At 39.9% G+C, this 22,837-nt stretch carries 28 protein-coding genes, 1 tRNA gene and 1 pseudogene; 18 read left to right on the forward strand and 12 right to left on the reverse strand.

The window, feature by feature from the left end; all coding sequences use genetic code 11:
* Positions 1–17 precede the first annotated feature (17 nt).
* The 5 genes from M3234_RS06425 to M3234_RS06445 all read left to right on the forward strand — a co-directional run bounded on the left by M3234_RS06425 (position 18) and on the right by M3234_RS06445 (position 3,855).
* A complete protein-coding gene (locus tag M3234_RS06425; protein ID WP_262303908.1) occupies positions 18–245 on the forward strand; it encodes a sulfurtransferase TusA family protein in 228 nt (75 codons plus the stop codon).
* Between the two features lie 50 nt (positions 246–295).
* A complete protein-coding gene (locus M3234_RS06430; RefSeq protein ID WP_262303909.1) occupies positions 296–1,072 on the forward strand; it encodes a sulfite exporter TauE/SafE family protein in 777 nt (258 codons plus the stop codon).
* A gap of 101 nt (positions 1,073–1,173) precedes the next feature.
* A complete protein-coding gene (locus M3234_RS06435) occupies positions 1,174–2,244 on the forward strand; it encodes a redoxin domain-containing protein (RefSeq protein ID WP_262303910.1) in 1,071 nt (356 codons plus the stop codon).
* A 433-nt stretch (positions 2,245–2,677) separates the two neighbouring features.
* Positions 2,678–3,646: a UV DNA damage repair endonuclease UvsE gene (gene uvsE / locus M3234_RS06440; protein WP_262303911.1), complete on the forward strand. Its 969-nt coding sequence runs from the start codon at positions 2,678–2,680 to the stop codon at positions 3,644–3,646.
* A 68-nt stretch (positions 3,647–3,714) separates the two neighbouring features.
* Positions 3,715–3,855: a hypothetical protein gene (locus tag M3234_RS06445; protein ID WP_262303912.1), complete on the forward strand. Its 141-nt coding sequence runs from the start codon at positions 3,715–3,717 to the stop codon at positions 3,853–3,855.
* A 30-nt stretch (positions 3,856–3,885) separates the two neighbouring features.
* Here M3234_RS06445 and M3234_RS06450 read toward each other — a convergent pair whose 3' ends face one another.
* Both M3234_RS06450 and M3234_RS06455 read right to left on the reverse strand, forming a co-directional pair.
* Complete coding sequence (locus tag M3234_RS06450) at positions 3,886–4,209, reverse strand: hypothetical protein (protein WP_262303913.1); 324 nt, start codon at positions 4,207–4,209, stop codon at positions 3,886–3,888.
* 76 nt (positions 4,210–4,285) lie between these two features.
* The gene (locus M3234_RS06455; protein ID WP_262303914.1) at positions 4,286–5,443 is read right to left on the reverse strand and encodes an MFS transporter; all 1,158 of its coding nucleotides are present in this window, start codon (positions 5,441–5,443) and stop codon (positions 4,286–4,288) included.
* 221 nt (positions 5,444–5,664) lie between these two features.
* On the opposite strand from M3234_RS06455, the gene M3234_RS06460 reads away from it, so the two are divergent.
* Positions 5,665–6,432, forward strand: coding sequence for an ABC transporter ATP-binding protein (locus M3234_RS06460; RefSeq protein ID WP_262304128.1), 768 nt, complete (start codon positions 5,665–5,667; stop codon positions 6,430–6,432).
* Entirely contained in the window at positions 6,419–8,344 is a 1,926-nt protein-coding gene (locus tag M3234_RS06465) for an ABC transporter permease (RefSeq protein WP_262303915.1), read from the forward strand. The genes M3234_RS06460 and M3234_RS06465 overlap by 14 nt, the downstream gene beginning before the upstream one ends.
* Positions 8,345–8,359: 15 nt before the next feature.
* Here M3234_RS06465 and M3234_RS06470 read toward each other — a convergent pair whose 3' ends face one another.
* The gene (locus M3234_RS06470) at positions 8,360–9,337 is read right to left on the reverse strand and encodes a sensor histidine kinase (RefSeq protein WP_262303916.1); all 978 of its coding nucleotides are present in this window, start codon (positions 9,335–9,337) and stop codon (positions 8,360–8,362) included.
* Complete coding sequence (locus tag M3234_RS06475) at positions 9,334–10,008, reverse strand: response regulator transcription factor (protein ID WP_262303917.1); 675 nt, start codon at positions 10,006–10,008, stop codon at positions 9,334–9,336. The genes M3234_RS06470 and M3234_RS06475 overlap by 4 nt, the downstream gene beginning before the upstream one ends.
* A gap of 172 nt (positions 10,009–10,180) precedes the next feature.
* Here M3234_RS06475 and M3234_RS06480 point away from each other — a divergent pair, with 172 nt between their 5' ends.
* Positions 10,181–10,690 (forward strand): hypothetical protein, encoded by a 510-nt coding sequence (locus M3234_RS06480; protein WP_262303918.1) that lies wholly within the window; start codon positions 10,181–10,183, stop codon positions 10,688–10,690.
* Between the two features lie 55 nt (positions 10,691–10,745).
* Here the strand turns inward: M3234_RS06480 and M3234_RS06485 are convergent, their stop codons facing one another.
* The 4 genes from M3234_RS06485 to M3234_RS06500 all read right to left on the reverse strand — a co-directional run bounded on the left by M3234_RS06485 (position 10,746) and on the right by M3234_RS06500 (position 15,824).
* Positions 10,746–12,386 (reverse strand): PhnE/PtxC family ABC transporter permease, encoded by a 1,641-nt coding sequence (locus M3234_RS06485; protein WP_262303919.1) that lies wholly within the window; start codon positions 12,384–12,386, stop codon positions 10,746–10,748.
* The gene (locus M3234_RS06490) at positions 12,379–13,140 is read right to left on the reverse strand and encodes a phosphonate ABC transporter ATP-binding protein (RefSeq protein WP_262303920.1); all 762 of its coding nucleotides are present in this window, start codon (positions 13,138–13,140) and stop codon (positions 12,379–12,381) included. Before M3234_RS06490 ends, M3234_RS06485 begins: the two co-directional genes overlap by 8 nt.
* Before the next feature lie 15 nt (positions 13,141–13,155).
* Complete coding sequence (locus tag M3234_RS06495; protein WP_262303921.1) at positions 13,156–14,055, reverse strand: putative selenate ABC transporter substrate-binding protein; 900 nt, start codon at positions 14,053–14,055, stop codon at positions 13,156–13,158.
* Between the two features lie 215 nt (positions 14,056–14,270).
* On the reverse strand, positions 14,271–15,824 hold the full coding sequence (locus tag M3234_RS06500; RefSeq protein WP_262303922.1) for an ABC-F family ATP-binding cassette domain-containing protein: 1,554 nt from the start codon (positions 15,822–15,824) through the stop codon (positions 14,271–14,273).
* Between the two features lie 258 nt (positions 15,825–16,082).
* On the opposite strand from M3234_RS06500, the gene M3234_RS06505 reads away from it, so the two are divergent.
* A complete protein-coding gene (locus M3234_RS06505; protein WP_262303923.1) occupies positions 16,083–16,250 on the forward strand; it encodes a spore germination protein in 168 nt (55 codons plus the stop codon).
* A 74-nt stretch (positions 16,251–16,324) separates the two neighbouring features.
* Here the strand turns inward: M3234_RS06505 and M3234_RS06510 are convergent.
* Positions 16,325–16,762, reverse strand: a pseudogene (locus M3234_RS06510) (solute carrier family 23 protein); the annotation flags it as partial.
* Positions 16,763–16,905: 143 nt separating this feature from the next.
* Positions 16,906–17,151 (reverse strand): helix-turn-helix domain-containing protein, encoded by a 246-nt coding sequence (locus M3234_RS06515; RefSeq protein ID WP_262303924.1) that lies wholly within the window; start codon positions 17,149–17,151, stop codon positions 16,906–16,908.
* A 197-nt stretch (positions 17,152–17,348) separates the two neighbouring features.
* Here M3234_RS06515 and M3234_RS06520 point away from each other — a divergent pair, with 197 nt between their 5' ends.
* From M3234_RS06520 to M3234_RS06555, 8 genes are all read left to right on the forward strand, one after another.
* Entirely contained in the window at positions 17,349–17,558 is a 210-nt protein-coding gene (locus M3234_RS06520; protein WP_262303925.1) for a hypothetical protein, read from the forward strand.
* A gap of 177 nt (positions 17,559–17,735) precedes the next feature.
* Positions 17,736–17,882, forward strand: a complete 147-nt coding sequence (locus M3234_RS06525) for a hypothetical protein (protein ID WP_262303926.1) — start codon at positions 17,736–17,738, stop codon at positions 17,880–17,882.
* 161 nt (positions 17,883–18,043) lie between these two features.
* The gene (locus tag M3234_RS06530; protein ID WP_262304129.1) at positions 18,044–18,388 is read left to right on the forward strand and encodes a DUF2493 domain-containing protein; all 345 of its coding nucleotides are present in this window, start codon (positions 18,044–18,046) and stop codon (positions 18,386–18,388) included.
* A gap of 12 nt (positions 18,389–18,400) precedes the next feature.
* Positions 18,401–18,574 (forward strand): hypothetical protein, encoded by a 174-nt coding sequence (locus M3234_RS06535; protein WP_262303927.1) that lies wholly within the window; start codon positions 18,401–18,403, stop codon positions 18,572–18,574.
* 51 nt (positions 18,575–18,625) lie between these two features.
* A complete protein-coding gene (locus M3234_RS06540) occupies positions 18,626–18,934 on the forward strand; it encodes a hypothetical protein (protein ID WP_262303928.1) in 309 nt (102 codons plus the stop codon).
* A gap of 137 nt (positions 18,935–19,071) precedes the next feature.
* Positions 19,072–20,640, forward strand: a complete 1,569-nt coding sequence (gene istA / locus M3234_RS06545; RefSeq protein ID WP_262303929.1) for an IS21 family transposase — start codon at positions 19,072–19,074, stop codon at positions 20,638–20,640.
* Positions 20,637–21,401 (forward strand): IS21-like element helper ATPase IstB, encoded by a 765-nt coding sequence (gene istB, locus M3234_RS06550; protein ID WP_262303930.1) that lies wholly within the window; start codon positions 20,637–20,639, stop codon positions 21,399–21,401. The genes istA and istB overlap by 4 nt, the downstream gene beginning before the upstream one ends.
* A gap of 52 nt (positions 21,402–21,453) precedes the next feature.
* Positions 21,454–21,591 carry a hypothetical protein gene (locus M3234_RS06555; RefSeq protein WP_262303931.1) on the forward strand — a complete coding sequence of 46 codons (138 nt, stop codon included), beginning with the start codon at positions 21,454–21,456 and terminating at the stop codon, positions 21,589–21,591.
* 276 nt (positions 21,592–21,867) lie between these two features.
* Here M3234_RS06555 and M3234_RS06560 read toward each other — a convergent pair whose 3' ends face one another.
* Positions 21,868–21,981, reverse strand: a complete 114-nt coding sequence (locus M3234_RS06560; RefSeq protein ID WP_262303932.1) for a YjcZ family sporulation protein — start codon at positions 21,979–21,981, stop codon at positions 21,868–21,870.
* Between the two features lie 236 nt (positions 21,982–22,217).
* Here M3234_RS06560 and M3234_RS06565 point away from each other — a divergent pair.
* A tRNA-OTHER gene (locus M3234_RS06565) sits at positions 22,218–22,308 on the forward strand.
* Between the two features lie 96 nt (positions 22,309–22,404).
* Here M3234_RS06565 and M3234_RS06570 read toward each other — a convergent pair.
* Positions 22,405–22,833 (reverse strand): hypothetical protein, encoded by a 429-nt coding sequence (locus M3234_RS06570; protein ID WP_262303933.1) that lies wholly within the window; start codon positions 22,831–22,833, stop codon positions 22,405–22,407.
* Positions 22,834–22,837 lie beyond the last annotated feature (4 nt).

Genomic DNA, 22,837 nt, shown 5'->3' on the forward strand with positions numbered 1-22,837 from the left:
TTTAGGAGGAGAATTAAATGGAAGCAAATAAATTCTTGGATGCAAAAGGATTGGCTTGCCCAATGCCAATCGTAAAAACAAGAAAAGCAATGAATGATTTGCTATCGGGGCAAATACTAGAAATCCATGCAACAGATAAAGGAGCAAAAAACGATCTTACTGCCTGGGCGAAATCAGGCGGACATGAATTAGTGAAACATGAAGAAGAAAATGGTATATTAAAGTTCTGGATTATAAAAGGATAATTGAATTAAGGGAGCCAATCGGGTTCCCTTATTTTAAGGAGTGGAACACCGTGGAATTAGGCTTTATCGTGACGATTTTCATCATTGGATTTATTGGTTCTTTTATTTCTGGGATGCTTGGAATAGGCGGGGCCATTATTAATTTCCCCATGCTGCTATATATACCTGCACTAGTTGGTGTCGCCCATTTCACAGCTCATGAAGTTTCCGGTATAACGGCCATCCAAGTGTTCTTTTCAACTATCGGCGGTATTTGGGTGTACCGTAAAGGTGGTTTTTTAAACAAAACGCTCATTGTCTACATGGGCGGCGGCGTGTTGCTTGGTAGTTTTATCGGTGGATTTGGCTCCACACATATGCCGGAGAGTGGCATTAACATTGTATATGGGGTATTAGCGTTAATTGCCGCAATTATGATGTTCGTGCCTAAAAAAGGATTGGATGATATCCCTTTGGGTCAAGTGAAATTTAATAAATGGCTGGCTGCTTCATTATCCTTCGTTGTCGGAATCGGGGCAGGGATTGTCGGGGCTGGCGGAGCATTTCTGTTAATACCGATCATGCTATCCGTGTTAAAAATACCAACAAGAATGACAATTGCCTCCTCTTTAGCAATTACCCTCATATCATCTATTGGATCTATTGGTGGAAAAATCTCAACCGGCCAGATTCCCCTTCTGCCGTCCATTATTCTGGTTATTGTCAGTTTGATTGCTTCACCACTCGGTGCATCGGCCGGCAAAAGAATAAATACAAAGCTGCTGCAAGTGGTAATGGGGATTTTAATCGTAGCGGTTGCTATTAAGACGTGGCTGGAAATCTTATAAAAGGGGCTTTGTAGGCCCTTTTTGGTTTACAGTCATATCTTTTTTCTTGTTATACCCCTTATAGTATAATAAGAAGAATTAAAACTATTAAGGGGGCGTACATGCAATTCATTCAGATTGGTTCTTTGGCGGTATTGTTAAGATGGCTTTTGCTCGGGATTGCTCTAGTTTTTGGACTACTTACGATTAAACTGTGGCTAAAACAAACTCAAGAAAACGAAATACATAAAAAGGTTTTTGATTTAATCGCAAATGCATTATTTTTAGGGTTTTTTGTTTGGAAAGGGAGCTTAGTTATTCTAGAACCTTCACTGGTAATCAAAAGCCCAATGTCTTTATTATATTTTACCGGTGGAACTCCCGGATTAATTATAGCCGCTTTAAGTGCAAGTTTTTACTTCGTGTACAAATCACGAAGAATGAACCTCTCCAATTTGTTCATCCTGCAATCGGGAATCATGTTTATTTTTTCCGTCATCGGAGGATATTACTTCATGGCTATTTGGTTATTTCCTGTTCAAAACACATTTCACCTTGTTTTAAGTATTTTTTCGATTCTTATCGTTGGATTTATTTTATTTAAGTATGATCCAAAGGAGGCAATTGAAGTGGTGAAAAAACTCTTGGCCATCACGGTTTTGGCTGGCCTGTTCGGATGGGTGGCATATGATCGATTTGTGGCACCGACTGAAGCTGAGAAAACTGTACAGATGAGTAATCCTGTAGATCAATCTGTGGAAATAGGCATTCAAGAGGGAAATCGTGCGCCTAATTTTCAATTGAAAAATTTAGAAGGTGATGAAGTAGCCTTAAACGATTTGAGAGGAAAGAAGGTAATTCTGAATCTGTGGGCCACCTGGTGTCCGCCATGTAAGGCTGAAATGCCACATATGCAGGAATTTTACCAGGAACAAAAAGGAAAAGATGTGGAAATCCTGGCTGTGAACTTAACGACAGCAGAGAAGAATCCAAACGGAGTCGGTCAGTTTGTGAAGGATTATGGTCTAACCTTTCCGGTTGTGCTGGATACCGCTGGTGAAGTTGGGGATGCCTATCAAGCCTTCACAATTCCTACGAGTTATTTCATTGATAAAAATGGTATCATCCAAAAACGAATTGTCGGGCCAATGGATAAGGGAATGATGACCGAATTAATCAATAGTATTGATTAATGATGAAAAACCTTCCTTGTTTACGTGAAACATTTTATTACAAACTAAAAAATAATCAGTGTTGGAAAGAGGGATCATTGTGGTTAAAGCAACACATGCAGCAATTTCGAAAATTACGGAAGAAGTACAAGATGTGATTAATGAAGGAAAGAAGCCATTCATCCGCCTAGAAATGGGAATTGGCTGAGGCGGTCCGCAGCTGCGTCTGACTCTGGAGGAGTCAGCTTTAGAAAACGATGAAATCTCTGAAATTGAAGGCATTCAGTTTTTGGTGAATGAACGGGACCAAGTATATTTTCAAGATGCAAAACTTGATTACGTCCGAAGTATTATGGGCGGAGGGAAGTTTAAGGTCCTCAGGGTGTAAAATTAGAGGCTGAAGGGCCTCTTTTTTTTGCAAACTTTCACATACTAAGGGGAAGAGGTGAAAGTAATGACGCTAGTAAGACTCGGCTATGTAGCAATGAGCATGGAACTGAAAAATGCCTCGCCTTCCAAAACCATGACATTTGCCCAATTCCAAAAAATCGATGATCGTGAAGCCGCTATCCGCAAATTGGAACGCATTGCACAACAAAATTTACATAATACGCTAAGAATCATGCGGCATAATGTCGCCTCAGAGATCCATTTTTACCGGCTGACCTCACGCCTGATTCCACTGGCCAATCATGAGGAGTTGCTGGATTGGGATTACCTAAAGCCGCTGAAACGGGATTTGCACGAGCTGGGGGAGTATATTAACGAGCATCACGTAAGGGTTGATTTCCATCCGGACCATTTTGTTCTGATTAACTCTCCTCAGCCGGAGATCTTGAAAAATTCCATCCGTACCTTGAAGCTCCATTATAGGCTATTGAGGGGGATGGGCATTAATCCAATCCATCGTTGTGTCATGCATGTTGGCGGCAACTACAAAGAAACCGAAACATCACTGGAACGATTTGTGGAAAATTGGATGGATGTACCCAAAGGAATTCAAAAAATGATCATGCTCGAAAATGATGATACTTCTTTTACCTTGGACGACACCTTGTATTTATGCGAGAAGCTGGAGATTCCGCTGGTGTTTGATTATCATCATCACCTGGCCCACCATCAGAACCCAAATTGGGAAGAAAACTGGGAGCGAGTTGTCGGAACATGGAAACACTCACACCTGCCCATAAAGATGCATATTTCCAGTCCAAAAAGCGAAAAAGAGTTCCGGCATCATTCGGAATATGTGGACATAGACATGTTTTTCAAATTTCTTCAGGTGATTAAAGGAAGCGTCCGGCAAATTGACTGCATGATTGAAGCCAAGAAAAAAGATGAAGCTTTGTTTCATTTGATGGAGGAAATCAAAACGAGAAGTGATGTCGAAATCGTTGATGGCTCTTCCTTTCGTCTAAAATCATAATTCCGGTTATGAAAGTAAACAATAGGGAAGGATGATTATTTTCCAATTAATATGTGGGGGTATGAAGAATGGCTAACCATAGAGCAAATCGCAATCAGCAGCAAAAAGGGAACTACACGGAAGGTTCGGGTACACAGTATCATAAAGAGCATGCCGGAAATGTACCAGGTTATGGAAATAACCCTGCGGGTCAAAATCAAAAGTCCTAAAAAGTGTAGGACCGCCATCCATCGGCGGTCCTACTTTTTGTAATCGTAATACCTTAGCGTCTCAACTTTTGAGGTCGGGACTTCATCGGTAATATTGCCTTTTTCGTCCTTGTAAACCTCGTATTCCTGATAGGTTTCCACAATATAACCATCCACTTTTTCCCGTTTGACAAGCTTTTCAATCAGTTCGGGTCCCTCATCCTCGGGTTCTACCGCAACAGGCTCCACTGCCGCAGGTTGATCGGCGATATAAACGAAGTCCGAATTTAAAAATGAGAAAGGCGATTCTAGGTAAGCCAGTAATCCTAAGGTTAAGAGCAGGGAAAACGCATATAAGATATTTTTTGATTTCATGGGTTCGACGGCTCCTTTTTAATTGAATCCTAGTAACCCATTTTATGCATGTCCAAGCAACATATGACTTCCTCGTTTAAATGTTGGTTTGTTTTGCCTTGGCACGAAACCCAAGGAAGAGAACGAACGCGACTACGGTGAGCAGCACCCCGGAGATATACGGAAGTCCAATCGTAATCGAAAATAGCCAGCCGCCAAGCACCGGACCGATAATCCGGCCTAATGAATCAAACGATGATAATAGACCTGTAGAACTGCCGTGTCCGGAGGTCGATATTTTGGTCAACAGTGACGAAACGCTCGGCCGAATGACGCCATTGCCAATCCCGAATATCGTTAGATAAATCGCTGCGGTCGTGAAATTGTTTACGAGTAAAATCAAACCAAACCCAATTGCCGAAACAATCATGCCGCCTTGAATCACGGCGCTTTCGCCGTATTTCTTTGTCCAGCGGCCAACCAGGCCTCCTTGGACCATCGCCCCTGCAAACCCCATAATCATGAAGATATACCCTAACTGTGTTGATCCTAAACCGGCGCTCTCGGCAGCAAAATAAGCAAAGGTCGCTTCCAGTCCGGACAAGGATAAAGAGATAAACAATTGGACGAAAAAGAGCACGGACACATCAGGGGTGAACGCTTTCCATACGGACTGCCTTTCTTCAGCAGCTTCGCTCTTGTCCTGTTTTGATTCCTTCAAGAGAATTGCCACAAGAATCAATGTAATCAGCGAAGAAATACCCGCAAGATAAAATGGCAAGCTTAAGCTGTTTTTTGAAAAAATCCCGCCGACTGCCGGCCCGAAGACGAACCCCAATCCTACTGCGGCGCCAACAATCCCCATGCCTTTGCCCCGATTTTCTTCGGTGGTGATGTCAGCGACATAAGCCATCGCGGTCGGCATATTGGCTGAGGACAGCATCCCGCCGATGATACGGGCCGCAAACAGCATCCATAGTTGTGTTGAAATGGCTTGGATAAAGAATGATAACGCCAGACCGGTAATTCCGATCATCATGACCGGTTTTCGGCCGATCCGATCAGACAACCTGCCCCACATCGGCGCGAAAATAAGCTGCATTAAGGAATAGACGGCCATTAACAGCCCAAGCTCGGTCGGACTTGCCCCCATCTCCTCCGCATAAAATGGAAGCACTGGGATGATGATTCCGAAACCGATCATGACAAGAAACATGACCACAAATAAAATAGGTAAAGCAGATTTTGCCTGCAAGGATGCTCACTCCTTAAAAACTACATGTAAGTTCATTTTTAGTCCATTTACAATTATCACCTAGCCTGGCTGGATAATGCAACCTACAAACTCATGAATCTATGGGCAACCTTGCAAAAATGTAAGGTTAAACGCTAAAAACGTAAGGATTCATTATGGAAAAGCATCCTCTAGTTTTCTATGATAAAACTAAGCAAGAAATTGAAATGGGGATGAACCAAATGGAAATGATTTTAGAGGCAAAAGCAGTAAGTAAAGTATTCGGCGGAAAACGAAATCAGTTTAAGGCACTTCATGATATCGACCTAAATATAGCGAAAGGGGAATTCGTCGGAGTGATGGGGCCATCCGGTGCCGGGAAATCGACATTGCTCAATGTTCTATCTACGATTGAAGTCCCAACATCAGGAAAGATTCAGTTTGATGGAGTGGAATTGACAAAAATGAAGGAGCGGCAGTTGACGGAGTTCAGACGGGATAAGATGGGATTTATTTTTCAGGACTATAACCTGTTGGATACGTTAACGGTTGGGGAAAATATTATGCTGCCGTTGGCGTTTACGCACATGCCGGCAGAGCAAATCAAACAAAGAGTAACCGAATTAGCCAGGCAGTTTGGGATTGAAGGAATGCTTGAAAAATATCCATACGAAATCTCGGGTGGGCAGCAGCAACGGACAGCCGTATGCCGGGCGCTTTCTAGCAATCCAAGACTGCTGTTTGCCGATGAGCCAACAGGTGCCCTGGATTCAAAATCGGCGTTCCAACTCTTGGAAACCTTATCTAAGCTTAATCAGGAACGGCAGGCGACGATTTTAATGGTAACACATGACCCATATGCGGCGAGCTTCTGTTCTCGGGTCATATTCATTAAAGATGGCAGCCTGTACACAGAAATTCGCAGAGGCGAGCAGACAAGGAAACAGCTGTTCCAGCAAATTCTCAATATCCTTTCGACGATTGGGGGCGGACAGTATGACGTTGTATAGTCTGGCAAGAAAAAATATTGTCCAAAACATCCGCCAATACATGCTTTACCTGTATTCAATGGTCATCAGTGTTGCGATTTATTTTACCTTTGTTTCACTTCAGTATAATCAGCAATTGCTGGATTCTACCGTTACACTTGGAAAAATCGAATCAGCCTTTTTTGCCGCATCTGTCATTCTTATTATTTTTGCGGCGATCTTCATTTGGTATTCCAATTCCTTTTTTACGAGAACTCGAAAAAAGGAAGTTGGTCTATACGCCTTGTTCGGCATGAGCAAGAAAAAAATTGGCACCCTGCTATTTTACGAAAATATCATCATTGGAGCCATCGCCTTGATGATTGGAATCGGTCTTGGCATCCTGTTTTCGAAGCTGTTTATGATGATTATTTTTAAAATAATGGGCTTTTCACTTGAAGTCACCTTTCACCTTTCAAACATGGCTTTCTTGCAGACCATCGTTGTATTTGCGCTGATTATTCTGGTCACATCGATTCACAGCTATCGGTTAATTTACCGTTTTTCCCTGTCGGAGCTGTTTAAAGCAGAAAGAAAAGGCGAGAGGCTGGCGAAAGGCTCACCGATCACCAGCATCTTGGCTGTGCTCTTCATTGGGGCTGCATATACATTGTTTCTGAACCCTAATGGTCTCGAATTGATCGATAATGACGGGCTGCGAATCTTAACGGCAACAGGCTCATTGATCATCGGTTCCTATTTATTTATGAATTCGCTTGTGACTTTCCTGTTAAAGGCGATACGGAAGGTCCCGCCGATTTTTTTAGCAGGGAAGAATTTGCTCAGCATCACGAATTTATTATACCGATTCAAGGGCAATGTGCTGATTTTGACGGTTATTTCTTTATTGAGCACTGTCACGCTGTTTGCTTGTACCACGACGTTGGGGTTTTACTCTAATTTGGATCACATTTCCAAATTGAATAATCCATATTCTTATATGTTTAATTTAAAGAATGAGAAGGCGGAAGCGGAGATAAACAGCTTACTGAAACAAGGAGGTGGCAATGAACTTTCGTATTCCTATCAGCTCGAATATTTGACAATGAAGCCAGGTGCGACAGGAATTCCACGGGTTCCTGGATTCTTCCAGAACATGTTGATTTCGGAATCCTCTTTTCAGCAGCTCATGCAGCTTAGAGGAACGAACGTGTCGGTTGATTTAGGAAGAGGTGAGGCGATTGCCTTTTATGATGGCAATATGGATGTGAAATCCGATCCGTTCACTGGCAAAAAGGTGAAACTGCCCAGCGGCGAGGAATTGACTATTTCCAAATATAAGTCTTATAGCTTTCTTAACCAAGGAAATATGCTTTTTCCGCTTGTAGTCGACGAGGAGCTTTATAAGGAATTAAAAACAGAGATCACACCTGAAACATTGAAAATTTATAAAGTTGCTAACGAGAAAAACTTGAGCAAGCTGGATGGAGAAATAACAGAGATCGCCGATCCGCTGACAGGACGTGATGATGGTGTGATTTATTCAAGCTTTTATGAACAATACCATTACGGGATGGAAACATATGGCCTGATGATTTTTATCGGCGGCTTTCTCGGTCTAGTGTTTTTGGCGGCCACCGGGAGCATGATCTATTTTAAACAGTTGATGGAAGCCGTCTCTGACAAAGGACGTTATCAGATCCTTAGGAAAATCGGCATTCCGGAAACAGAGGTAAAGAAATCGGTAGCGAGACAGGTATGGTTTGTCTTTGCTCTGCCGCTGCTGCTGGCTTTTTGCAATAGTGCCTTGATTAGCTATTGTATGGGTGAGTTTATCCAAATCTCGATGCTGGTTCCGTTTACGGTTTGTTTGGCAGTGTATCTCTTGATTTATGCTAGCTACTTTATTCTGACCAACTACAGTTATTTGAGAATTATAAAACCAAGCTCATGATGCTGAGCTTGGTTTTTAAAATTGAAGAAGTTGTTCGCTCCGGTCCGGAAAATAGATCGTCGCTGTTGTTCCTTTACCAGGGGAGGACGTGAGAGAAAGACGATGTCCTAATTTATCAGCCGTTTTCTTTGCCAAATACAGTCCCATTCCGGTTGACCGCTGGTGAGTTCTGCCGTTACTGCCGGTAAAGCCTTGTTCAAACACGCGTGGCAGGTCCTCAGGCGGAATTCCAATACCAGTATCGCAAATCTGCAATTCTCGTGCTTCGGGGTTGACCGTAATGGTAATTTCTCCGTGGTCACCCGTATACTTCAATGAGTTGGACAACAGCTGGCGAATCAAATAGGTTAAGCCTTTTTTATCGCTAAAAATCGTTGCCGGCTTAAGGTTTAAGGTAAGTTTGATTTTTTTCGCAATAAAGCTTTTCATTTCAGTCTTAATAATCTCTTTGATTAATTTCTCCAAATCAATTTCCTGAATCAAATAATCTTTATTAAATTCGTGGAGTCTGGTAAAGTAGAGTGCTTGCTCCACATATCCTTCTATTTTATTGATTTCTTCTGTTAAACTGTGAGAATTGACTTCCGTTTCGAGTAGCAGACGGCTGACGGAAATCGGTGTTTTGATTTCATGAAACCACTGGGTCATAAATTCAAGCTGCTCTTTGGCGGTTTGGTTCTGTTCTTGGATTGTCTCAAGATAATGCTCCTGCCATTTTCTAAAGGCCTGTACATAGACCTCTTGTTCATGAGTTAGGGCCACAGGTAGCTCTTCGAACGATTCCCAACTTTTGAGCTGATTTCTTTTGAAAAAATAACCCCCAATGAAAAAGCAGGCAAATATGATGAATGAGATGATGACCAAATAGATAAGACTGCTAACGGCAACGGTCAGTTTTGGGTCTACGCTAACCAAGACAGCGATAAAGAGTAACACAAAAAAGAAGGTAATCAGCTGCCATTTTTGATCGGCGACATAGTGTTTAAGATTCATGGGATGATATATCCTTGTCTTTTTTTCGTTTCGATAAATTCAGGGAGACCCAGTTCCTCCAATTTCCGCCGCAAGCGGGCAATATTGACCGTAAGTGTATTATCGTCGATAAAATTCTCGCTTTCCCAGAGAGCCTGCATCAATTCATCGCGGGATAAAATACTTTCCTTCTTTTTCAGCATTAGATAAAGGATCTGAAATTCATTTTTCGTTAAATCCATTTCTGTGTCATGATAGGAAATGGTAGCTTTGCTGATGTTCAGGATTAACCCTTTATGCTCCAAGAAATCATGATCCTCCTGCTGATAGGTATACGTTCTTCTTAAAATCGCATTTATTTTTGCAAGCAATACCTCAAGTGAGAAAGGTTTCTGGATAAAATCATCTCCGCCCATGTTCATCGCCATAACTATGTCCATGTTTTGGTCGCGCGATGAAATAAAAATGATCGGCACATTGGAAAGTTGGCGGAATTTCCCGCACCAATAAAAGCCGTCATAGACTGGAAGGTTGATATCCAAAAGCACCAGATGGGGCTTAATGGCTAGAAACTGAGTGTCGAGATTTTCAAATTCGGTTGCACTGTAGGCTTCAAACTTCCATTTCGTTAGATGTTCAGAAATGATAGAACTAATTTTGGCATCATCTTCAATGATCATTACTTTGTACATTAATATCACAACCAGTTTTTGTTATTTGATTCTATTATACTGATTATTTACAATTGGAAGGAATTTTTTTGATTTATAGGATAAAAGTAGGAAAAATATATTCATAATTTTATAAAAGTTTGCTATGATTACACTGCCTAAATGGTAATTTTATTTATGGGGATGGATGTTGATGAAAAAGTGGGTAAAGCAGATAGATCCAAACAATAAGTATGGCGGTGCGTTTATTTTAGGAGATAGAAATGTGGAGCTGCCGTCAACAGCTGTCGTATCGGTAACGAGAGGGGAACAGTTCAACATTCCAAGGCTGATTATTAACGGGTTTTTAAACCAAATGATCATGAAAGCGATGAGCAAAAATGAAGATTTGCTGTATGCAGAGTTAAGGGGGCAATTAGAGGGAGGAATCGGCCAAACGATGACAGTTTGGAAGGCGGGGAAGGAGATGAATTCGTTCCGGACCAGCGGGATGCACAATTTTTCCCGAAAATTCTTTAGCTGGGTGTTTTATAGCGGCAAGGTTCAATCCTACTTTTTAACCTGGAAGGCGAATGGACACATCCCGAGTTATGACGAGGCTTCAGAGATTGTGACCACCTATGGCCGGCATTTTGATGGCGGCAAACTAGTCAAGAAGGCATCACAGCCTCCTAATGAATTATCTGATCAAAAACCAAGTTGAGTTATATAAAAACCCGGCCGCCAATCGTATGATGGCGGCCGGGTTCCGTTAATAGCTATTTCACCGCTTTTCGCGTGCTTTCTGATGCGAAGTCGGCAAAAATAACGAGAATCATATAACAAAGAATCAATAATGTAATATCCGTATATTGAAAATAGCTCATTGCCAGCTTAAATTCCATTCCCAAACCGCCGGCGCCAACAAAACCAACGACAATCGTGGTTCTCATGATCACTTCCCAGCGATACAGAATATAGGTGAGAAAGCGCGGCATCACAATGGGAAGAATGCCATAAAAGAACGTTTCAATTTTTGATGCACCAGCTGAAGCTAGATTCCGTATCGGCCGTGGATCCATGTCTTCAATTACCTCGGCCCACAACTTCCCAAGAATCCCAAAGTTATGGAGTGCCAGGGCAATCGCCCCTGGCAGCAGCCCAGGTTTAAAAATGAAGATAATCATCATCGCCCATACTAATTCCGGCACAGACCGGGAGAATATATAGATGATCCGTACGATTCCATACAGTATCCAGTTATACCACCTTCTAGTCCCCGTCAGGCTGCCGTTGGCAATGTTGCTTGCGGCCGGAAGCACGGTCAAAAACGCTGCAACCGTAGAGAACCCGATTGCCATAATGCTCATTTCCAACGTTTCATAGGTTAGCTCTAGGGCCGAAGTCCATTTACCCGCATTCAAAAAGGCCGGATTTTGTTCATTTACACCGATGAGGCCGCCGAAGAACTTGCCGGCAAATTCAAGATTGCGTTCTGAGAACAACGAGACAAGATCTGCTTTTTCCCCAATGGTAATGAACATCCACGAACCCGCGGTCAGCAAAAGTGCCCCCAAAACATGGCTCCAACCAGAACCAAGGCCACGCTTCCGCACACGAGCATTCAAACCACGCCGAACCAAGTGACTCCAGCCATCGACAAACACAACCAGTCCAATCAGGAAATAGACATATGTCCAAACTTGGTCGTATTTCAAATCCGCCAAGGCAAGCTGAATTTGATACCCTAGTCCGCCTAGCCCGACAAAGCTCATAATCGCTGACGAACGAATCGCACATTCGAAGCGGTACATCGTGTAGCTGATCAAATCTGCCCATACCAACGGTAAATATCCATAAATCAACGTTTGCAGGCGGGATGCCCCCGATGACTTTAACGCGTCAATCGGTGATGCTGGAGCATCATTTAACATATCGGCAAAGATTCTGCCAAGAATACCGCCGTACGGAATCGCCAGCGCGAAAATCGCTGCATAGGGCGAGAAGCCCATCGCGGCTACAAACAGCCAGGCCCAAACCAGTTCATGAATCGATCTGGTAAAACCTAATATCCCTCTAAAGAAAATCTTTGAAACCAGTCTCGAGATTCTGCTGGAGGTTAACGTGCCTGAGGCGAGAACACCGACGATAAATGCATAAATAATGGCTAGAGAAATTCCGGCCACCGCATAAGCAAGGGTGATCCAGGCAGCCTGTAGTCCGGCCAACAAAATGTCAGTAGATAAATCCGGATGAACCAAACCTTCAAAGATTTGCAGCAACGTAGGGATGCCGCCGGCATGGACCAATTCCTTACTTTCCCACTTAATGGAGAACAGACTCCACACAAACACTGCCGCCAACAACAAACTTAACAGAAATCGTCTATGTAGTTTGATTGAAGAAGTCAGTTTATTCATGTTTCGACTGCTCCTTAAGGTGGTAGAGCTCCTCAAGCAGTTCATCTGTCACTTTTTCCGCCGGCAAATCGAAAAAGAGCTCCCCGTTTTTCAACGCAATGATTCTTGAAAAATATTTGCGGGCATAGTCGACAGAATGGAGGCTGGCAATTAAGGTTTGCTTTTCTTCTGCTACCAGTTTTGTCAGCATCGCCAACACATCATCGGCTCTTGCCGGGTCAAGGGAGGCAACTGGTTCATCGGCCAAGATAATTTCCGGGTTTTGCACTAATAATCTTGCCATTGCCACACGCTGCTGCTCGCCGCCGGAGAGGGTGGAGGTGATGTCATTTGCTTTATCGGCAAGGCCAACCCTGCCAAGTGACGCCATTGCTGTTTGTTTCTCCTGTGGTACAAGTAGAGAAATTAATGATTTTACCGTGCCCCAATCCGCCAGTTTTCCCGCCAGAACATTATGAATAACCGCGAGCGGGCCGATTAAATCGAACTGTTGGCGGATGACACCAATTTTTTTCGCGAAAGCTTTTCCTTTTTTATAAAACGTAAGAGGCTGGCCGTCAATTAACAATTCACCGCTTTCAAGCGGTACAAGACCCGCGATTGTATTTAACAGTGTTGTTTTGCCGGCGCCGCTTGGCCCAATCAGCGCGACCATTTCGCCCTGTTTAATGGTAAAAGAAAGGGAAGATAGGGCTATCTTCCGCTCAAAATGTTTCGATATATTTTTTACGTTAATCATGGTTTTCGATGTCATGGGTGACCCCACCTACTATTTAATAATCTTCAATTCCTTTGCAACCTGTTCAATTTTTCCGTAGTTTTTATTGTTAGTTTCAATAAACTTATCTGTTTGGAACAGGTCGACGATTTCCTGCTGCTCGCCATTGAAGGAAAGGAGGGCGTCTTTTACTTTGTCCTTCGTGCCCTTGCCAAACACGTCTTCAACATTACTATTGATTGTCCAGTTATAGTCATAATAATCAGGTGTTGTGTAGAAAACCTTCACTTTATTGGTATCGACTTTTCCTTCCTTCACAGCTGCTTCCCAAACAGAAATATTCAATGCACCTGCCTGGAAAGATCCTGATTCAACTAATTTATAGGTTGTGTCATGCGAGCCGGAAAAATTAGGCTTGCCATTAAAATCTTTGTTCGGATCGATGCCTGCTTCAGATAAGAAGTAGCGCGGCATCAAGTGACCTGATGTGGAGCTTTCACTTCCAAAAGTAAAGGACTTGCCTTTTAAATCTTCTAAGGACTTGATGCCTGAGTCTGCTTGGGTGATAAACACCGATTGGAACTCAGCATCGCGTGGACGTTGGACGATGGATTCTGCATCAGGTACCAAATTTCGTGCTTGTACACTAGTCAATCCGCCAAACCAAGCCATATGGATTTCACCGCGCTGGAAGCCGGTAACCAAGGCTGCATAGTCAACAGACGGAACAAACTCCACTTTTAAACCTGTTTTTTCACTTATATATTTTGCAACGCCATCCATTCCTTTTTGGAGGTCGGCAGCATTTTGGTCAGGAATTGCCCCGATTTTGAAAACTTCTTCGGTTTTTGTATCTTTCTTTTCATCTGTTTCCTTTTCTTTTTCTTGGCCGCAGGCAGCCAATGAAAATACCATCAAAGCTGTAATCACTAAAGTTAGCCATTTTTTCATCTGATAATCTCCTTGTGTGTAAAAAATAGTAAGCCTTATCCATTATAAAAAAAATGCTTGGATTTTATAAATTCAATTTATCTATTTATTAGTTTGAAACCTATCTATTTTATCGATGTGTCGATGTGTTGTTTTAAAAGACCCCTAGTCAATGATGGTAATAAAAAGGGGTACCCAAGTGAATTTTTATTCATTGGGTACCCCTTAAGCTTTATTTAAAACACTTTCGTAGTCCAATCCTCACAATTCCAAATATCGGTCGCAATTTCACGATAGAAATCAGGTTCGTGGGATACCATCAAGATACTTCCGCGATATGCCTTAAGAGCACGCTTCAATTCTTCTTTTGCGTCCACATCCAAGTGATTGGTAGGTTCGTCTAAAATTAATAGATTTGTCTCTGTGTTTAAGATTTTACACAAACGAACTTTGGCTTTTTCGCCACCGGAAAGGACTTCGACTTTACTTTCAATATGTTTGGTCGTTAATCCACATTTTGCAAGAGCAGCACGGACTTCAGCCTGATTCATACTTGGAAACTCGCTCCAAATCTCTTCAATACAGGTATTGTAGTTGGCCTGTTTTACTTCCTGCTCGAAGTAACCGATGTGTTGATACTCACCACGTTCCACTTTACCCGAAATTGGATCAATCAAGCCAAGAATACTTTTTAAAAGAGTAGACTTACCAATACCATTTGCACCTACGAAGGCGATTTTTTGTCCACGTTCCATTTTTAAATTCAGAGGGCGTGAAAGTGGTTCATCGTAACCAATAACAAGATCTTCAGCCGTAAAAATATAACGACTAGCTGCACGAGCTTCTTTGAAGTTAAACTCTGGTTTCGGCTTCTCTCTCCCCAATTCAATAATTTCCATTTTATCAAGCTTCTTCTGACGGGACATTGCCATATTACGAGTCGCAACGCTCGCCTTATTACGAGCAACGAAATCCTTTAGATCAGCAATTTCTTGTTGTTGACGCTTATAAGCAGACTCTAGCTGTTGCTTCTTCATTTCATATATTTTAAGGAAGTTATCATAGTCACCCACATAGCGAGTCAACTCTTGGTTTTCCATGTGATAAATCAAGTTAACAACATTGTTCAAAAATGGAATATCATGTGAAATCAAGATAAATGCATTCTCATATTCCTGTAAATAGCGCTTCAACCATTCGATATGTTGTTCATCCAAATAGTTCGTAGGCTCGTCTAGTAATAGGATTTCAGGCTTTTCTAGCAAAAGCTTCGCCAGCAAAACTTTCGTACGTTGCCCACCGCTAAGATCATCTACATCTCGATCAAGTCCAACATCGTCTAATCCCAGACCACGAGCAACTTCCTCCACTTTTGAATTAATTTGATAGAAATCATTACTATCTAAAGTTTCTTGTAGCTCTCCCACTTCTGCAAGCAGTGCATCAATATCAGCACCTTCATCACCCATTTTGGCATAAAGTTCATTGATTTCTGATTCAACATCAAAAAGATATTGAAAAGCAGTACTCAAAGCCTCACGCATCGTAGTACCTTTTTGAAGTACTGCATGCTGATCTAAATAACCAACACGAACTTTTCGTGACCACTCCACTTTCCCTTCGTCGGGCTGCAACTTTCCAGTCACAATATTCATGAAAGTAGACTTACCCTCACCATTTGCCCCAACTAAACCAACGTGCTCTCCTTTTAAAAGTCGGAAAGACACATTATTAAAAATCGCACGATCACCGAAACCGTGACTTAAATTTTTTACGTTTAATACGCTCATTTTTTCTCGTAATCCTCACTTCGTTCAAGATTCAATCATTATTTCATAATACAAGATTTTCACAAATTCGACTAGACTTTTTGCCTGTAAAATATTTGGGAATTTTCTGGTGCAAGGTGTTTATCTCGTTCAGTTTGAATCATTGACGTTTGAATAATAGGGCTGCACCCAAATCAAATAGTTTTTCAAAAAGTTCAATCAAGTCCTGAAACTTGTACATATTATAGTAGAAACTAATTCTTGCTTGGGGGGAGAGTTATGGCTATCAGTAAGGATGGCATCAATATTGGGACGGTTTCCGGAGGGATTGTCAATTTTGGGGGGGCTGTTAATATTTCGCCTATCTCGATTACAAAAACTGTTAACGGTTCTGGTGCAGGGACTAGCCGCACTACTACCATAACAAAACTGGGCAAAGCCCTGTAACGAAGCAACCGATTTGTGAAACAATTTAATGGATATTATCGGACGGAGACGATAAACAACTCCGTCCATTTTTTTTAAGACGCTTTTAATTCTTTTGAGATTGCACTTTGCTTGATTGGCTTTATAACATTAAAAATAATGTTAAGGAAAATGGCAGTTAAACTTCCGGACACGATCCCGCTATTCGTCAGGATTTTTACACTTTCTGGAAGATGAGCGAATAGATCCGGAACGGTAGTGACGCCTAATCCAACCCCAACCGAGCAGGCAATGATAAGCAGATTCTCCTGTGATGAGAAATCAACCTTACTTAGCATTTTGATTCCGGACGCGATCACCATGCCAAACATGGCAACCATCGCCCCGCCTAGAACAGCAGTCGGAATCACGGTTGTAAGGGCAGCGATTTTTGGCACAAATCCAAGAAAAATCAATATTCCGCCCATCGTATAGATGACGCTTTTATCCTTAACGCCGGAAAACTGGACAAGCCCGACGTTTTGGGAATAGGTTTTTGTATTATCTTAGTTGCAAAAGCTTGTTAAATAATCATTTAAGGAAGATAAAATATCCAACATACTGGAAACTATACTACATTTTCTTAACATATATATAATATCCAAGCTGTTGGAAATTAGCAAAAAAAAAGACAGCTCTAATTGCTGTCCTCATCATCAACCAATTCAACTAATTCATTTAAATCATTAATCTGCAATTCTGTGGCAATCAATTCCATCAATTCTTTATTTAGTGATGTCCTTTGATTATTGTAAAGTTCACTAATTGCAGCAGCCCTAACTGTTTTACCTGTTGATTGTTCTATTCTTTCTTTTAATTCCTTTTGGGTTAAGTCATGTTTTTTTAATAATTCGTCTAATTTAACCCTTAATCTAATTGACATTGTTACTCCTCCCAGTTGTTGATTATAAGACTATTTTAACTAAAAATAAAAAATTACGCAATTTCGTAAAAAAGTATTGAAATTCAGTAATATTTGGTTTATCATAAAAATATAAATTTACTAAATAACGGAATTTAGTAAATTGGTCAATAGTCACAGCTTAAACAAAAATATTCGAAATTAAGGGAGAGGTTAAAATGAAAAATCAATATTCTTTTGGGGAAATCAATTTAAACGTATTTGGTGAAGAAAATTTCAATCTTGAAACTGTAGTAGCAGGAAAATTGCAATTAGTCTTAGCGAATGGAAAATCAATTGAACTTGATATTTGTGAAGTACTACATAAAAATTTAAAGCTATATGATACGGAAACAGATATTGAAATTGTTGAAGAATTAACCTATTAAAATACAAAAGGCTCCCATTGATTGGGAGTCTAGTGAATGTAGTAACTTTCCGAAAATGTGGAAAAGTCAAAATTATTATATATTCAGTAATTTGATGATTCAAGTAATTTGCTCTTTTTTTGAAATGATTAAGTGGTGGATGAAATTTCGTCCACATAAAATATGGAGGTTATCCAAATGAAAAAGGACATTACTCATCGTATTGCTTACTACACCCGAAAAGTCGAAAATAATGATGATTTAGAATTGCTTATTCGTGGGCAGGAATATATTAAATTATTGCTTCAAGACCGGAACATGAATAATTTCGAGGATGAGGACTAGTGAAACAGTTTTATTGTTACGAATGTTTAAAGGTTTATCGGAAACAAGTTTTCAAGTGTGAATGCCGATCAAAAGATATAAAGCCAATCGTTATCAATACAGATAAGCAGACGCTTAGAGAGTATTGATTTTTTTATTTAGGGGATGATTAGTTGTCGAAAGTGATTGTGACAGGCTTAAAAGGTTTTGATAATTATCCATTACTCAAACAGAAATTAGATTTTTTCCTTAAAGACAAGTTACCGAATGTTGTAATTGTTTCTGGTGAAGCTGAAGGTGTGAAAAGATTGGCCGAGAAAAATGCCGTTGAACGTCATTTGGATATTTGCTCTTTTCCTATTGATTGGGAGAAGTACGGAAGGCAAGCTGCGGTAATCAGGAATAATTCGATGTTTGACCGTTCTGATAGTTGTTTAATTTTCTGGGACGGTAAAAGCCAGGACACAGGGTACATAGTGGGAATGGCGAAGAAAAAGGGATTAGATTTTAAGGTTATTAGGTATTAGGGAGTGATCAAAATGGCAAAGATACAGCTTCAAAAATCAGATTCCTTAATTTTATGTCAAGATTTTATAAGCAGTCAGTTTGATGATGTAATTGTCACTGGAATTGAGTTTATCAATAGCGACAATTTGAAAAGTAAGATTAGTAGAATCGAAATTGACTATGTTAAAGAGCATAAAGGGAAGTAAGTAGGACGGCTTAACAGTTGTCTTTTTTTATTGGTATTGGAGTGTTAAGAAGTGGAAGTAAATTATAAAAATCCAGTGTTTTACTGTGATGAGGTGAGAAGGCAATTTACAATAATTAACAAAATAAAAGTGAATGAATTGCCTACATTAGAGGAAGTTAGAGAAATTTACGAGGTACATAGTTTCAGTGATGGTTACATTGCTGTTTTCAACACAAAAAGTAATCAATACATAAAACCAAGAATTGGAAATAAAAACAGTCCCTATTTTCGTTATGGCTTAGTCACAAATGACAACATAACTTTAACTGTTTATATGCACCGTTTAGTTGGATTGTGGATGTTAGATGGTTGGATGTGACTGCTAAACTAAAGTAGACAGTTTCTGCTAGATAAGATGAAACACTTAGTTGCCCAAATGTACCAGTAAAATATAAGCCTCTTCCATTGTAAGATATCTATGAATTTATTCTTACAACAATGGAGGATACAGAAAAGGTGGATAAGTGGGAAATGTACATGGAAATACAACAGTTAATAAAGAAAGGATTTAGTAAATCCAAGGTGGCAGAAAAACTGGGGGTTTCAAGATCAACCATATATCGTAATCTTAAGAAATCTCCTTCGGAGATGGCCGAATGGGTTGAATCCTTACAAACCAGAAGAAAGAAATTAGACACGTATAAGGAATTAATCTTATCTTGGTTGCAGGAACATCCTGATATGTCAGCTGCACAGGTGCAAGATTGGCTACAGGAAAGAAATCCTTCACTAGAGATAGGTGAAAGCACTGTAAGGGCATATGTCAGGGAATTACGCCATGAATATAAGATAGAGAAAGAGACATCACCAAGAGAATATGAAGCTATCCCAGACTCACCTATGGGAGAACAAATTCAAGTTGATTTTGGATTCACCAAACAAAGAACCATAAATAATAAAGAAGTCAAACTTAGCTTTATCGCATTTGTCTTATCCAATTCCAGATACAAATACAAAGAATGGTTAGATAGACCTTTTACAACAGAAGACGTCATTAGAGCTCACGAGAATGCATTCAAATGGTTTGAGGGAATCCCAGGAGAATTAGTTTATGACCAAGATAGTTTAATAGTCGTAAGTGAAAATGGCGGGGACTTAATTTTAACAAAGGAGTTTCAGCAGTATAAAGATACTAGAAAGTTAAACCTTCGGGTTTGCCGCAAAGCTGATCCAGAAAGTAAGGGTAGAATTGAGAATGTGGTAGGTTTTATCAAGCACAATTTCGCTAAACACAGAGTATTCCACAATATTGAGTCTTGGAACGAACAAGGATGGCAATGGTTAAATCGGACAGGTAACTTTAAAATACACAATACAACAAAAAAAAGACCAGTCGAAGTGTTCTCCTTGGAAAAGCAACACTTAAGACCAGTCATCCAAAAAATAAATGTCATAAACAAATATGAGAATAGTATATCAAGAAGTGTCCATAAGGACAATACTATCCGTTACTTATCTAACCGGTATTCCCTCCCACTCGGGACGTTTAGTAAATATGAAACTGTAGGTGTCAAGGAATCAGAGGATCAACACCTATTAATCTATATCCCTGAAACAGGAGAATTAATTGCAAAGCATAAGATACCTGAAGGGAAAGGCCATTTGATAAAAGATCGAAATCATACTCGCAATCGATCAAAAGGAATTGATGCGTTCCTTGATACAGTTGCGAACCAATTTAAGAACAAGGAAGCCGCAAACCAATATCTAACGACCCTTCGGGAGAAGTATCCACGATATATTCGAGATCAGCTACAAATTATATTAAGAGAGACAAAACGAAATAGTGATGACCTACTATCAGTAGCACTACATGAGTGTGAAAGAAGAAAATTATATAGTGCAACAGATTTCAGCGACATCGTTCAGTACATTAAACGGCAACGCCAAGTTAATGATACAGTGAACGATAACGCTGAGAATGTAACTCCAATAAATAGTTTGTCCAGTTGGATTATGGAAACAGAAGCTCCAAAAAGAGAAGTGGATACCTACACGGTGCTAATGGAAGGTGATTCACAATGAGTCAACTCCAACAGCTACAAGAAATCATGAGAACCCTTCGGTTGTCTGAAACCGCAAATCATCTACCTGAACTAATTAGAGAGGCTGAGAAAAAGGATTTATCCTTTACTCAGTTTCTCCTTGAAATGGCAACATATGAGCAGAGTCGAAGAGATGAAAAACAACTTGAGAAACGATTTAAGTGGGCGACATTTCCCTTTTACAGCACAATTGATGAATACGATTTGAAAGAACAAAAATCATTAAGTAGTAAGAAATTAAACCAATTAAAGGACTTAACATGGATTGAGCAGCTTTATAATATTATCTTTCTTGGACCGCCAGGTGTGGGTAAAACCCATCTTTCGATAGGGTTAGGAATAGAAGCTTTAAATCAGGGCTATAAAGTGGTTTTCACAACCATGGGAGATTTAATTCATACGTTAAAGACGGAAGAAATTACGAGAAAATCGAAAACCAGAATGAAACGAATTAGAGAAGCAGATTTAGTTATTATAGACGATCTAATGTTCATGGCTATGGATAAGCAAGAAGCTAATATGTTTTTTCATCTAATTAATAACCTTTATAATCAAACATCTATTATATTAACTTCAAATAAAGGTCCAAAAGAATGGGGTGAACTATTGGGGGACCAAGCAATCACTACTGCCATTTTGGATCGAATTTTGCATCGAGTAGAGATTATTCATTTAAACGAAGATAGTTGGCGAATGAAACATCGTAAAACAATATTTGGTGACCAAAGTGTTTCAAATTAATGAGCAAAAAGTGTGTCATTCTACTTGACGGTCACATTGGAGTAAGGAAAACGTGATTGATCATTTAGATGGGGATAAATTTAATAATCTAAAGGATAATTTGGATTGGACAAGTCAAAATGAAAATGTACAACGACATTTATTAAGGATTGGGAAAAAATATACTGATAAACTTAAAGCGACTGTTTAGGTAGCTTTTTTATTGAATACTTATTTGACCCACATTGCGAATTTCGGCGTACACAAAACAAAAAAGCTGCCCGAAAAAGACAGCCTTCTTGCGAAATATACTAGGTTCTTGCTAAAGGAGAGTAGCAAGATACATTAAGTATTATCGACCATTCTCTAAATTTTGTCTAGCAAATTTGACAAAAACTATGCATTAAAGAGAAAAAAAGAAGCGTTCTATACACGCTTCAAATGAAAGTGAGGTTTTATATATTTTTGGTTGTTATATCATCCTAGATTAGTAGTATCCTGTCATAAAGGCTGCCCCAACAATAATCAAAAGGATGAAGAGAACTACGATTAAAGCGAAAGGGTTATGCCGACGATGTTCATGATGTTCACGATGTTCCATAGTGTATCACCACCTTAATTTAGTATCTTTAAATAATATGTAAGAAAGGTTAGATATGAAATGGACAAGTATGTAATTTCATAAGTTTTAACAGGTATAACAATTAAAAATACTGTAATTTCTAAGTAGCTTGAAAGCGAAGTTCTCAAGAAAAGGAAGATGTAACAAGGGCAAGAAACTTAATGACCATTGTCAGTGTTGATGCATAATTCGATGAAAAAGCGACTTTTTATTTTGGGGCTGTAGCTTAATTGGTTAGAGCGATACTTGGTTTTCCCCTCTCCTTTTTTCCAAGTAGTATTGTGGGTTCAAGTCCCACCAGCCCGTCCGATAAAAATATTTAATATAGAAATTTGGTTAAAGTTTATAAATTCTAATATACCAAAATTAACTCCCCTAAAGGAATTAGAGGAGTTTGTTGAATTAATAACTATATCGTCTGTATTTACGTTTCTTGGGTTTATCATCTTCTGTTACTGCATTAATAAACATTATTACTACAATAAGGGCTACTCCTGTGAATTTTAGATAGGCTGATACTCCAAAGTAATAAATAGCAAAAGACATTGAGATTGCTAAAATCAGTGAAAAAATACCATGAATAATTTCTCTATCGAATAACATGAACCAGGCTCTTTTAAATGAAACCCATAGAAAAGCGATCGAATTTAGAACACAAAAAAATAAGGATAGAATTAATATCATAGGCTCGTATTGAAATGGGATTAGGAGAGCAATTGCTTCCTGAACAGTATTTATTGGCGGTTGTGACTTATATTGATAAAATGCAAAGCCAAATAATGCCATTGTAAAAAATAAGTAAACATAATAAGAAATATGGTTTCTATGCATATGA

Source organism: Neobacillus niacini (assembly GCF_023715785.1).
GTDB lineage: Bacteria > Bacillota > Bacilli > Bacillales > Cytobacillaceae > Neobacillus > Neobacillus niacini_E.

Coding starts and splice junctions, on each gene's coding strand:
- M3234_RS06450 (WP_262303913.1), bottom strand. CDS start 4,209: ATGAAATCAAAAAATATCTTATATGCGTTTTCCCTGCTCTTAACCTTA.
- M3234_RS06520 (WP_262303925.1), top strand. CDS start 17,349: ATGAAAAATCAATATTCTTTTGGGGAAATCAATTTAAACGTATTTGGT.
- M3234_RS06500 (WP_262303922.1), bottom strand. CDS start 15,824: ATGAGCGTATTAAACGTAAAAAATTTAAGTCACGGTTTCGGTGATCGT.
- M3234_RS06485 (WP_262303919.1), bottom strand. CDS start 12,386: ATGAATAAACTGACTTCTTCAATCAAACTACATAGACGATTTCTGTTA.
- M3234_RS06515 (WP_262303924.1), bottom strand. CDS start 17,151: ATGTCAATTAGATTAAGGGTTAAATTAGACGAATTATTAAAAAAACAT.
- M3234_RS06480 (WP_262303918.1), top strand. CDS start 10,181: ATGAAAAAGTGGGTAAAGCAGATAGATCCAAACAATAAGTATGGCGGT.
- uvsE (WP_262303911.1), top strand. CDS start 2,678: ATGACGCTAGTAAGACTCGGCTATGTAGCAATGAGCATGGAACTGAAA.
- M3234_RS06535 (WP_262303927.1), top strand. CDS start 18,401: ATGGCAAAGATACAGCTTCAAAAATCAGATTCCTTAATTTTATGTCAA.
- M3234_RS06425 (WP_262303908.1), top strand. CDS start 18: ATGGAAGCAAATAAATTCTTGGATGCAAAAGGATTGGCTTGCCCAATG.
- M3234_RS06490 (WP_262303920.1), bottom strand. CDS start 13,140: ATGACATCGAAAACCATGATTAACGTAAAAAATATATCGAAACATTTT.
- M3234_RS06560 (WP_262303932.1), bottom strand. CDS start 21,981: ATGGAACATCGTGAACATCATGAACATCGTCGGCATAACCCTTTCGCT.
- M3234_RS06445 (WP_262303912.1), top strand. CDS start 3,715: ATGGCTAACCATAGAGCAAATCGCAATCAGCAGCAAAAAGGGAACTAC.
- istB (WP_262303930.1), top strand. CDS start 20,637: ATGAGTCAACTCCAACAGCTACAAGAAATCATGAGAACCCTTCGGTTG.
- M3234_RS06475 (WP_262303917.1), bottom strand. CDS start 10,008: ATGTACAAAGTAATGATCATTGAAGATGATGCCAAAATTAGTTCTATC.
- M3234_RS06460 (WP_262304128.1), top strand. CDS start 5,665: ATGGAAATGATTTTAGAGGCAAAAGCAGTAAGTAAAGTATTCGGCGGA.
- M3234_RS06470 (WP_262303916.1), bottom strand. CDS start 9,337: ATGAATCTTAAACACTATGTCGCCGATCAAAAATGGCAGCTGATTACC.
- M3234_RS06495 (WP_262303921.1), bottom strand. CDS start 14,055: ATGAAAAAATGGCTAACTTTAGTGATTACAGCTTTGATGGTATTTTCA.
- M3234_RS06465 (WP_262303915.1), top strand. CDS start 6,419: ATGACGTTGTATAGTCTGGCAAGAAAAAATATTGTCCAAAACATCCGC.
- M3234_RS06570 (WP_262303933.1), bottom strand. CDS start 22,833: ATGCATAGAAACCATATTTCTTATTATGTTTACTTATTTTTTACAATG.
- M3234_RS06505 (WP_262303923.1), top strand. CDS start 16,083: ATGGCTATCAGTAAGGATGGCATCAATATTGGGACGGTTTCCGGAGGG.
- M3234_RS06525 (WP_262303926.1), top strand. CDS start 17,736: ATGAAAAAGGACATTACTCATCGTATTGCTTACTACACCCGAAAAGTC.
- M3234_RS06435 (WP_262303910.1), top strand. CDS start 1,174: ATGCAATTCATTCAGATTGGTTCTTTGGCGGTATTGTTAAGATGGCTT.